The organism is Thermoanaerobaculia bacterium (assembly GCA_035717485.1).
In the GTDB taxonomy this organism is placed as follows: Bacteria; Acidobacteriota; Thermoanaerobaculia; order UBA5066; family DATFVB01; genus DATFVB01.
This window is the reverse complement of sequence record DASTIQ010000043.1, coordinates 1-10,568: the sequence shown is the minus strand read 5'-3', so window position 1 is coordinate 10,568 and position 10,568 is coordinate 1. Positions and strand designations below refer to the sequence as shown.

Sequence of the window (10,568 nt, the reverse complement as noted above, 5' to 3'; positions counted from 1 at the left end):
CGTCCCTCGGGACGGGGCGGCTGCTCGCCGATCTCGTCGCCGGGCGGAAGCCGGCGATCGATCCGGCGCCGTTCGACCCGAATCGCGCGGCGGCGGCCGCATGACGGACGGCTCCCGCATCCGGCTCGTCGTCGACGGGCGCGCGATCTCCGCCGAGGAAGGAACCACCGTCGCCGCGGCGCTCGTCAACGCCGGCATCACGGCATTCCGAACCTCGGTGACCGGTGCTCCCCGCGGACCGCTCTGCGGGATGGGGATCTGTCACGAGTGCCGGGTGACGATCGACGGAATCGCGCATCGCCGCTCCTGCATGATCGACGTCGCCGCGGGAATGCGGATCGACACGCGTGGCTGACCCGCTCGCGGCGGACGTCGCCGTCGTCGGGGGCGGACCGGCGGGGGTCGCGGCCGCAGCCGTCGCGGCGGAGGCGGGAAAGCGGGTGCTCCTCCTCGAGGAAGGAGCGCGGCCGGGCGGACAGATCTGGCGGCACCGGCCCGGCGGGATCCCCCCGAAGGCTCGGCGATGGCTCGAGCGCCTCACCCGCTCCGGAGCCGTCCGGCTGGGCGCCGCGTCGGCCTACGCCGTCTCCGATTCGCTGACGCTTTCCGCCGAAACCGAGGCCGGACCCATCGCCGTATCGGCGAAGGCGCTCGTTCTCGCGACGGGGGCCCGCGAACGATTCCTCCCCTTCCCGGGCTGGACGCTTCCGAACGTGATCGGTGTCGGCGGAGCCCAGGCGCTCCTGAAGTCGGGCGTTTCCTTCTCGGGGCGGCGGGTCGTGATCGCCGGATCCGGGCCGCTCCTCCTTCCGGTCGCGGCCTCGCTCGCCCGCGGCGGAGCCGGAGTCGCTCTCGTCGCCGAGCAGGCTCCCGCCGGGTCGGTCTTCCGGTTCGCCGCGGGCCTCGCGGGACACCCGGGACTGCTCGCCGAAGCCGTGGCGTACCGACGCGCATTCCTTCGCACCCCGTATCGCTTCGGAACGTGGGCCGTCGAGGCGCGCGGAACGGACCGCGTCGAAGAGGTCGTGATGACGGATGGAAAGAAGACCTGGACGGAGCGTTGCGACGTGCTCTGCACCGGATTCGGCCTCGTCCCGGCGACGGAACTCGCCCGCCTGATCGGATGCCGGATCGAAGGCGGGGCCGTCGCGGTCGACGGGCTGCAGCGCACGTCGGTCGCCGGCGTCTTCTGCGCCGGCGAGGCGTCGGGGATCGGGGGTGTCGAAAAGGCGCTGGCGGAGGGCCAGGTCGCGGGATGCGCCGCGGCCGACCGGTCGCCGCGCGCGGGCCGGATCGCGGCGGGACGGCGCGGACGGCGCCATGCGGCCGCCCTCTCCCGGGCGTTCGGGCTCCGGGAGGAGCTCCGGGCCCTCGCCCGGCCCGACACGATCGTCTGCCGCTGCGAGGACGTCCCCGCGAGCGCCGTCGCCGGCATGGGATCGGCCCGCGAAGCGAAGCTCGCGACGCGGGCCGGAATGGGACCATGCCAGGGGCGCGTGTGCGGCCCGGCGCTCCGATACCTTTTCGGCTGGGAATCGGATACGGTCCGCGTGCCGATCTCGCCCGTTTCGATCGGGACGCTCGCGGCGATCGACGCCGGAGCGCCGCAAAGCAAGGAGGGTGAATGAACCGAACCGGCTGGAAGGGGGTCTTTCCCGCGATCACGACGCCGTTCCGCGACGGCCTCGCCGTCGATTTCGAATTCCTGCGCGAGCACGTCCGCTGGCTGCTGGACAAGGGATGCTCGGGAATCGTGGCGCTCGGCTCCCTCGGAGAATCCGCGACGCTCACCCTCGACGAGAAGCTCGCGATCCTCCAGACGTGCCGCGAGGCGGCCGCCGGGCGCGCGCCCGTCGTCGCGGGGGTCGCGGGGCTGTCGACGTCCGAATGCGTCGCGCTCGCGAAGGGCGCCGAGGAGACCGGCTGCGACGGGCTGATGGTCCTCCCCGCGTACGTCTACCGCGGGGATGCGAGAGAGAGCGAAGCGCACGCGGCCGCCGTCCTCGACGCGACCGCGCTCTCCTGCATGCTCTACAACAATCCGATCGCGTACGGCACCGACTTCCTTCCGGCCCAGATCGCAATGCTCGCGCGCCGGCATCCCAACCTCCACGCCGTCAAGGAATCGGCGGGCGACGTGAGGCGTGTCACGGCGATCCGGGAGATCGCCGACGACCGGCTGGCGGTCTTCGTGGGCGTCGACGACCTGATCGTCGAGGGCGTCGCCGCCGGAGCCGTCGGATGGATCGCCGGGCTCGTCAACGCCTTCCCCGCCGAATCCGTCCTGCTCTTCGACCTCGCCATGCGCGGAGACCACGAAGAGGCGCGCCGCCTCTACGAATGGTTCCTCCCTCTTCTCCGGCTCGACACCGTCCCGAAGTTCGTCCAGTTGATCAAGCTCGTTCAACAGGAGGTCGGCCGCGGCAGCGAGCGCGTCCGCCCGCCGAGACTGACGCTCGTCGGAGACGAACGCGAGGCCGCGTTCGAAGTGATCCGCGCCGCGGTTCGGGCGCGGGTGACGCTCTAGGGGCGCCCCGACGGGCCTTCGTCCCGCGCCACCCGGAACCCGAGGCTGAAACCGCGATCCCCCGGCGCGTGCGAGTACCGCGCCGCGCACCGGCAGCTGGCGGCGTCGAAGTACCAGCTCCCGCCGCGGATGACCTTCTTCTCCGCGGAGGCCGGTCCGACGGGGTCGGCGGCGGGACCCGGGGGGTAGGGAGCATAGCCGTCGGCGCACCATTCCCAGACGTTTCCCTTCATGTCGAAGAGGCCGAGCCGGTCCGCCGGAAAGCTCGCGACCGGAACCGGCCGGCCGAGATAGCGGCCCGGCCGGCCCCCGCGGACGGGATACCGGGCGTCGAAGTTCGCGTGAGCGTCGTCGATCCGCGCGGCGTTCGGGCTCTCCCCGGTCCGGCACGCGAACTCCCACTCCGCTTCCGTGGGGAGCCGGTACCCGCCTCCCGCGGCCGCGTTGAGCTTCTCGAGGAACTTCTGGACGTCGAACCACGTCACGTTCTCGACCGGGCACTCGGGACACCCGGCGAACCGGCTCGGATTCCCCCCCATCACGCGGATCCACTGGGTCTGGGTGACCTCGGTGCGGCCGAGCCAGAACGGACGCGAGATCGTCACGCGGTGCGGGACCTCGCCGGCGCTCCGGCCCGGCTCGCCCGCGGAGCTCCCCATCACGAAGCTCCCCGCGGGAACTCGCACGAGCGGGATCGTCGACGGCGCGGCGGTCCGCGCGGGAGTCGGGGCCGCCCGCGCCGCAGCGAGGATCGCGAGAGCCAGGCCGAGAACGGCCCCGGCCTCAGCGGCCGCGAATCGTCTTCTCGACGTCGGCCGGCTCCCGCGGCGCGGAACAGGAAAGGCAGTCCATTCCCGAGGAGGTCACGAGCACGTCGTCCTCGATGCGCACGCCGATGTTCCACCACTTCGAATCGACGCCCTTGGCGTGTTCGGGGATGTAGATCCCCGGTTCGACCGTGAACGCCATTCCCGGCTCGAGCCGCGTCTGCGCCAGGGAGTAGCGCTCGAGACGGGGAGCGTCCGGATTCGAGAATCCGTAGCTTCCGACGTCGTGAACGTCCATCCCGAGCCAGTGGGACGATCCGTGGGGATAGAACGCCGTGTAGGCGCGCGTCCGCATGATCTCGGCGCGGTCGCCGCGGAGGATGCCGAGGCGGAGCAACCCGTCCACCACCGCGTCGACCGTCGCATCGTGCACCTCGTGAAAGGCGGCGCCCGGCCGGATCTTCGCGAAGCCCGCCTTCTGCGCGGCGAGGACGACGTCGTAGATCGCGCGCTGCTCGGGCGAGAACGTCCCCGACACGGGGTAGCTCCGCGTGACGTCGGCCGCGTACATGTCGAACTCGCAGGCGGAATCGTTGACGATCATGTCGCCGGCGTTCATGCGGCGATCGTCCCGCTCGTAGTGCAGGATCACGGAGTTCGGGCCGGATCCGACGATCGACGGGTACGCCATCCGGAGGGCTCCCCCCGACGTGCAGACCGATTCGAGGGGGGCCCGCACCGCGTATTCGTATCTCCCGGGACGAACCGCCCTCATCGCGGCGACGTGCCCCTCCGCGGAGAGCTCGGCGGCGCGCCGGAGGAGCGCCTGCTCGGTGGCGTCCTTCACGAGGCGCATCCGGTGGACCAGCGGGCCGACGTCGGCGGAAGGGCGGAGCTCGGCCGACTGGGCGTCGGCGGCTCCCCAGGCCTCCTGGAGCTTCGCGCGGAATCCGGAGTCGCCGCCGTCGCTCCAGAGAAGCAGGCGCGCCCCCGCCCACAGTTTCGGGACCTCCTTCCAGAAGTCGGCCGCCGGGTACGCGGCGTCCGCATGAAACTCGGATTTGGCGCCCTCGACCCCCGCGCGCCACCCGGTCCACTGTTCGGAGGCGAAATCGCGCGGCTGGACGAAGAGGAGATAGCGCGATCCTTCCGGCGCTCCGGGACGGAACACCGCGATCGCTTCGGGCTCGGACAGCCCCGTCAGATACCAGAAGTCGGAGCTCGGCCGGTAGAGGGCGTCGACCTCCGTCGTCCCCGGGGGAGCGGCGTGGAAGACGGCGATCGAGCCCGCGGGCATCGCCGCTTCGAAGGCCGTGCGATGCGCCGCGAAGAATTCCGGTCCGGTCGTCGGGGTGGGCGAAGCCGCTCCGGCGGCGGAGGCCGCCAGAATGGCGGCGGCGGCGATCCAGGCTCCTCGCATGCTTCCCTCCTTCAGGCTGGAATCTGGTCGGCCTTTCCGACCGGGGTGACCGGAATATCCTTCCGGATGCGTCGGACGAGACCGGCGAGCACCGCGCCCGGCCCGATCTCGAGCGCCTCGGTGACGCCCATCGCGCCGAGCCGCTCGACCGATTCCACCCAGCGGACCGGGGACGCCACCTGCCGCGCGAGGGCGGCGCGGACCTCTTCGGAATTCGTCGCTTCCCGGGCGTCCACGTTCGTGACGACGGGGAGGCGCGGATCCGCGATGGCCAGCCCCCGGAGGACGGGGAGGAGCCGCTCGGCCGCCGGCTGCATGAGCGCGCAGTGGAAGGGGGCCGAGACGGGGAGCGGGACGGCCTTCTTCGCGCCGCGCTCGCGGCAGAGCTCCGAGGCCCGCGCGACCGCCTCGGCGTGCCCCGCGATCACGGTCTGCTCCGGCGAGTTGTAGTTGGCGGGGGCGACGATCTTTCCCGTCTCGACCGCCGCATCGTCGCAGGCGGACGCGACGGCATCCGCCGCGAGTCCGAGAATCGCGGCCATCGCGCCGACGCCCTCCGGCACGGACTCCTGCATGAACTTCCCGCGGTCGTGGACGGTCCGGACGGCGTCGGCGAACGAGAACGCGCCCGCCGCCACCCCCGCCGAATACTCGCCGAGCGAATGACCGGCCGCGGCGGCCGCTCCCGCGAGCCGCTCGGGCCGACGCGCCTCGAGCACGCGGAGCGCCGCGATCGAATGCGTCAGGATCGCCGGCTGCGTGTTCGCCGTGCGCTTCAGCTCCTCTTCCGGCCCCTCGAAACAGATCGTCGAGATCCGGAATCCGAGCGCGGCGTCGGCTTCGTCGAAGACCGCTTTCGCCTCCGGGAAGGCCTCGCAGAGGTCCTTTCCCATTCCCACGAACTGGGATCCCTGGCCGGGAAAGAGGAGCGCGAGAGGCACGGTCTACCAGCGCATCAGCGCCGCGCCCCAGGTGAGGCCCGCGCCGAATGCCGTCATCAGCACGAGATCGCCGGCCTTCACCCGCCCGCCTCGCGCGCACTCGTCGAGCGCGATCGGGATCGACGCCGCCGACGTGTTCCCGTAGTGCTCGATGTTCTTGTAGACCTTCCTCGAGTCGATCTTCAGCTGCTTGCCGACCGCGTCGATGATCCGCTCGTTGGCCTGATGCGGGATGAAGAGCTGGATGTCGTCGTGCGTGAATCCCTGCTCCTCGAGGACCTCTTCCGAGACGTCCGCCATCGCGCGCACGGCGATCTTGAACGTCTCGTTCCCCTTCATCTTGATGAAGGGCAGGCGCTCGTCGATGGAGGAGGGATCGTTGGCGGGGCGCGACGACCCGCCGCCCGGCATGCAGATGAAGTCCCCGTAGTTGCCGTTGGACTTCATGGAGGACCCGAGGATCCCGTGATCGCCGCGCGTCGCCTGGAGAACCGCCGCGCCCGCTCCGTCGCCGAAGAGGACGCACGTCGAACGATCCGTCCAGTCGACGTAGCGCGAGAGGATCTCTCCGCCGACGAGAAGGACGTTCTGGGCCTTCCCCGACTGGATCAGGGCGTCGGCCAGATGGAGACCGTAGAGAAACCCGGTACAGGCCGCGGAAAGGTCCGATGCCGCGGCTTTTCCCGCGCCGAGGTTGTTCTGCACGAGACACGCGGTCGAAGGAAACAGCATGTCCGAGGAAACCGTCCCGACGAGAACCATGTCGAGATCGGACGCGGCCACCCCCGCGGACTCGAGCGCGCGCTCCGCCGCGCGCGTCGCGAGGTCCGAGAACTTCTCTCCCGGCTGGACGATGTGCCGCTCCTTGATGCCGGTGCGGGTCGTGATCCATTCGTCGGACGTCTCGACGATCTTCTCGAGATCGGCATTCGTCAACAGCCGCTCGGGCACGCACGAGCCCGTTCCCACAACCTTTGCTCTCAACATATCGGGCGATTATGTACCAGGCGGGGCGATCCTCGGCCGTCCCCGCGGATGGGCGTCCGCGGCTACGACTTCGCGAGCAGCGACTGCTCGCGCGAATGCAGATCCGCGATCGATTCCTGGATGCGCTCCGACATCCGCTTGCGCGAGAACTCGGCGGCGAGGCGGATCGCGTTCTTGATCGCTTTGGCGGAGGAGCGCCCGTGTCCGATGATGCAGCACTTCTTGACGCCCAGGAGCGGAGCGCCGCCGTACTCCGAGTAGTCGATGCGCGCCTTGAACGCGCGGAAAGCCGACTTCGAGAGCAGGAACCCGATCGACGCCTTCGCCGACTTCGTGATCTCCTCGCGGAGCGACTTCTGGATCATCTCGGCGAGCGATTCCGAAGCCTTGAGCAGCACGTTCCCGGTGAATCCGTCGGTGACGATCACGTCGCATCGCCCGTTGAAGACGTCGTTTCCCTCGACGTTTCCGATGAAGTTCAGCCCGGTTTCCTTCAGGACCTTGAAGGCTTCCTTCGTCCGGTCGGTTCCCTTCGTGTCCTCCTCTCCGATCGACATCAGCCCGATCCGCGGGGCGCTCATGCCGAAGAGGAGCTGAGCGTACAGATGGCCCATCACGGCGAATTCGCGGAAGTTGTGGTTCTTGCACTCGGGATTCGCCCCGACGTCCAGGAGAAGGCAGAAGCCGGACACCGTCGGGATGATCGCCGCGAGCGCCGGGCGGTCGACCCCTTCGATCGTCCCGATCACCATCTTGGCGCAGACCATCGCCGCGCCGGTGTGGCCGGCCGAGACCAGGCCGTCGGCCTTTCCCTCGCGGACGAGGCCGGCCGCGACGCGGATCGACGAGAAGCGTTTCTTCCGGACGGCCGCGACCGCGGGTTCGTCCATGCCGATCACTTCGGGAGCCTCGACGACGTCGATCGAAACGCCCCCCGTGTCCTTCCCCTCGAGCAGGGGGGCGATCTTCGCCCGTTGTCCCACGAGGATCGTCGAAACTCCGTATTCGCGGGCGGCCGCTATCGCTCCGTCGACGTTCACGTCGGGAGCGTGGTCTCCGCCCATGGCATCGACCGCGATCTTCATCGGGAGGGCGATGCCGTCAGACGTTCTTGACGTCGATGACTTCCTTCCCCTTGTAGTGGCCGCAGTGCGGGCACACCCGGTGGGGAAGCTTGGCCTCGTGGCAGTTCGGACACTCGGACATCGCCGGAGCGGCCAGGAAGTCGTGGGCGCGGCGCTTGTCGCGGCGCGCCTTGCTGTGGCGGTGTTTCGGATTCGGCATCGTCAGACCTCTTGTTTCAGATTCTTCAGCACTTCCAGCCGCGGATCGACCGGGCTTTCACAGGAGCATTCGGCGACGTTCCAGTCCTTGCCGCATTGCGGACACAGGCCGCGGCAGTCCTCGCGGCACAGGGGCTTCATCGGGAGCGCCATCAGGACCTGCTCGCGGGCGATCTCGTCGAAGGGCAGGATCGGCTCGTCGTAGAACACGACGTCGAGCTCGCCCGGATCCATCTCGCTCTCTTCCTCTTCCTCCCCGGCGCGCCCCTTCTCCGGCTTCGCGGGCGCCGGACGCTTCCGGAGGCGAAGATGCAGGGGCAGCGCCTCGGCGAAGGCGTAGGGGGAAACGCAGCGCGAGCAGGTGAGCTCGCCCGACCAGGCCAGCTCCCCGTCGATCAGGTACTCCTCGTCCACGCGGGAGATGACCCCGCTCATCCGGACGGGAGAGAGCGAGACGAGGGGATCCCCTCCGAGATCGGCGACGGAAAGCGTCGTCTCGCCGGAGAACCCCAGGGGCTTTTCTCGCGCCCCTTCGAGATGAATGCGCGGCTCGGGCATCGGAACTCGTAAAGATAGGAAAATACGGGGATTCTGTCAAATCAGCGAGGTCCGCCCGCTCGCTCCGCGAATCCCGGCGTCCCGCGCATCGGGGCCCGTACAATGCACGCCGTGAAGGTGGGAATCGATGCGCGAGCGCTGCTCTCCGAGCACACCGGGATCGCCGTGTACACCGCCCAGATCGCCCGCGGACTCTCCGCGCTGCCCGGGGTGGACGTGACGCTCTTCGCGCCCCGGGAAATCTCCCTTTCCGCCGGAAGCCTCCCCTCGTCCTTCCGGCCGGGCTCGAACCGGCGCCGGTTCGGCACGGTCTGGCTCCAGACGCGCCTCTCCCGCGACCTCGCCGCCGAAGGATGCGACGTCCTCCTCTCGGCCGTGACGATCGCTCCGGCCCGGATCGACCTTCCCTACGTCCCCGTCGTCCACGATCTGACGCCGCTCACCCATCCGGAATGGCACCGGCGAAAGACCATCGTCGCGTTCCTCCCCTGGATCGAAAAGACTCTCGAGCGTTCGGCGCGCGTGATCGCCGTCTCGCAGGCCACGGCCGCCGAGCTCGCGCGGCGGTTCCCCGACGTGGCCGCCCGCATCGCCGTGATCGAGCACGGGGTCGATTCTCGTTTCTCTCCCGTCGCCGCCGAACCCGGAGAAGCGGATTCGGTCCGCGCGGCCCGGACGGCGGGCCGCCCTTTCATCCTCCATCTCGGAACGTTCGAGCCGCGGAAGAACCTCGGCACCCTCGTCGCCGCGTGCGAGAGGCTGTGGAGCGAAGATCCGCGCCGCCCCGACCTCCTCCTCGCCGGAAGCGGAGGATGGAAGTCGGAGGCGCTGCTGGCGAGAATCGCGCGATCTCCCTTCGCGGAGCGGATCCACCGCGCCGGCTACGTGCCGGCCGAAGACGTTCCGGCGCTGCTCCGGTCCGCCGAGGCGTTCTGCTATCCCTCGCGCGAGGAAGGCTTCGGCCTCCCCGTGCTCGAGGCGATGGCGAGCGGAACGCCCGCGGTGATCTCGAACGCCGCCGCGCTCCTCGAAGTGGCGCGGGACGCGGCGCTCGCGGTCGCACCCGACGACGTCGCCGGCTTCGCCGGCGCGCTCGCGCGGTTCCTCGACGACCGGGACCTGCGGCGAACGCAGATCGAACGCGGCCTCGCGCGTGCCGCCGGGTTTCGCTGGCCCGCGGCGGCCGAGCGGACCGCCCGCGTGCTGCGCGACGCGGCGGAGAGCGCCGGCGGGCGCGGCGAACGATGACGGCCGGATTCGGGCGCCGGCCCGCGATCGGAATCGACGCGCGGAAGGCGCGGGACTACGGAATCGGGACCTACACGCGCGGACTCGTCGACGCGCTCGCCGCGCTCCCGGACGCGGCCGGCGCGCGGTTCACGCTCTTCGTCCGGCCGGGAGACGAACCGCTCTTCGGGACTCTTCCGCCGGATTTCTCCCTCGTGCCGGAGAAGGCGTCCGGATATTCCGCCGACGAGCTGTTCCGCTTCGGAGCGCGAATCCGCGGCGAGCGGCTCGACCTGTTCCATGCCCTGCATTACGTCCTTCCCTGGCGGGTCGGGACCGCGTCCGTCGTCACGATTCACGACACGATCCATCTCGATTTTCCGGCGGACGGCGTCTCTCCCCTTCGCTATCCGTACGCCCGGATCATGATCCGGCGCGCGCTCGCCGCGGCGGCCGCGGTGATCGCTCCGACCGCAGCGGTCGCCCGCGAGCTCGAGGAGCTCTCGCCGGCCGTCGCGGCGAAGCTCGAGACGATCCCCCACGGAGTGCCGCCCCCCTTCCGGACGGGCGTTCCGGACGAAGACGTGAGCCGGGTGAGGAACCGATACGCGATCGCCGGCCGTTACGCGCTGTATCTCGGAGGGGCGAAACCGCACAAGAACGTCCGCCGCGTCGTCGAGGCATTCCGCGCCGCGCGGGTCGACGGTCTCGAGCTGGTTCTCGCCGGCCCGACGCCGGCGGCTCCCGCGCCGGCGAACGGCGGCGTGCGACGGATCGGCGTCGTCGAGGAGAGCGACCTCCCCGCCCTGTACCGGGGCGCGGAGTTCCTCCTCTATCCGACTCTCGCGGAAGGGTTCT

The 10,568-nt window shown here is 70.2% G+C and carries 12 protein-coding genes; 5 read left to right on the top strand and 7 right to left on the bottom strand.

Annotated elements, in window-relative coordinates:
• The first annotated feature begins 100 nt into the window (after nucleotides 1–100).
• Genes VFS34_02260 through VFS34_02250 form a run of 3 tightly spaced genes read left to right on the top strand, consistent with a single transcriptional unit; the run spans nucleotide 101 to nucleotide 2,527 of the window.
• Nucleotides 101–355 carry a (2Fe-2S)-binding protein gene (locus VFS34_02260; GenBank protein ID HET9793258.1) on the top strand — a complete coding sequence of 85 codons (255 nt, stop codon included), beginning with the start codon at nucleotides 101–103 and terminating at the stop codon, nucleotides 353–355.
• A complete protein-coding gene (locus VFS34_02255; protein HET9793257.1) occupies nucleotides 348–1,628 on the top strand; it encodes an FAD/NAD(P)-binding oxidoreductase in 1,281 nt (426 codons plus the stop codon). The genes VFS34_02260 and VFS34_02255 overlap by 8 nt, the downstream gene beginning before the upstream one ends.
• Nucleotides 1,625–2,527 carry a dihydrodipicolinate synthase family protein gene (locus VFS34_02250; GenBank protein HET9793256.1) on the top strand — a complete coding sequence of 301 codons (903 nt, stop codon included), beginning with the start codon at nucleotides 1,625–1,627 and terminating at the stop codon, nucleotides 2,525–2,527. The genes VFS34_02255 and VFS34_02250 overlap by 4 nt, the downstream gene beginning before the upstream one ends.
• Here VFS34_02250 and VFS34_02245 read toward each other — a convergent pair.
• The 7 genes from VFS34_02245 to VFS34_02215 form a co-directional block, all read right to left on the bottom strand.
• On the bottom strand, nucleotides 2,524–3,213 hold the full coding sequence (locus tag VFS34_02245) for a formylglycine-generating enzyme family protein (GenBank protein HET9793255.1): 690 nt from the start codon (nucleotides 3,211–3,213) through the stop codon (nucleotides 2,524–2,526). The two genes, VFS34_02250 and VFS34_02245, sit on opposite strands and share 4 nt — an antisense overlap.
• A 97-nt stretch (nucleotides 3,214–3,310) precedes the next feature.
• Nucleotides 3,311–4,714 (bottom strand): aminopeptidase P N-terminal domain-containing protein, encoded by a 1,404-nt coding sequence (locus VFS34_02240; GenBank protein HET9793254.1) that lies wholly within the window; start codon nucleotides 4,712–4,714, stop codon nucleotides 3,311–3,313.
• An 11-nt stretch (nucleotides 4,715–4,725) separates the two neighbouring features.
• On the bottom strand, nucleotides 4,726–5,655 hold the full coding sequence (fabD, locus tag VFS34_02235; protein ID HET9793253.1) for an ACP S-malonyltransferase: 930 nt from the start codon (nucleotides 5,653–5,655) through the stop codon (nucleotides 4,726–4,728).
• Between the two features lie 3 nt (nucleotides 5,656–5,658).
• Nucleotides 5,659–6,642, bottom strand: a complete 984-nt coding sequence (locus tag VFS34_02230; GenBank protein HET9793252.1) for a beta-ketoacyl-ACP synthase III — start codon at nucleotides 6,640–6,642, stop codon at nucleotides 5,659–5,661.
• A gap of 62 nt (nucleotides 6,643–6,704) precedes the next feature.
• Nucleotides 6,705–7,727 (bottom strand): phosphate acyltransferase PlsX, encoded by a 1,023-nt coding sequence (gene plsX / locus VFS34_02225; GenBank protein ID HET9793251.1) that lies wholly within the window; start codon nucleotides 7,725–7,727, stop codon nucleotides 6,705–6,707.
• Nucleotides 7,728–7,743: 16 nt separating this feature from the next.
• Nucleotides 7,744–7,926: a 50S ribosomal protein L32 gene (gene rpmF, locus VFS34_02220; protein ID HET9793250.1), complete on the bottom strand. Its 183-nt coding sequence runs from the start codon at nucleotides 7,924–7,926 to the stop codon at nucleotides 7,744–7,746.
• A 2-nt stretch (nucleotides 7,927–7,928) separates the two neighbouring features.
• Nucleotides 7,929–8,483: a DUF177 domain-containing protein gene (locus tag VFS34_02215; GenBank protein HET9793249.1), complete on the bottom strand. Its 555-nt coding sequence runs from the start codon at nucleotides 8,481–8,483 to the stop codon at nucleotides 7,929–7,931.
• Nucleotides 8,484–8,594: 111 nt separating this feature from the next.
• On the opposite strand from VFS34_02215, the gene VFS34_02210 reads away from it, so the two are divergent.
• Both VFS34_02210 and VFS34_02205 read left to right on the top strand, forming a co-directional pair.
• Nucleotides 8,595–9,731 (top strand): glycosyltransferase family 1 protein, encoded by a 1,137-nt coding sequence (locus VFS34_02210; GenBank protein ID HET9793248.1) that lies wholly within the window; start codon nucleotides 8,595–8,597, stop codon nucleotides 9,729–9,731.
• Nucleotides 9,728–10,568: glycosyltransferase (locus tag VFS34_02205; GenBank protein HET9793247.1), on the top strand; the 841-nt coding region annotated here is incomplete at its 3' end. The genes VFS34_02210 and VFS34_02205, both read left to right, overlap by 4 nt.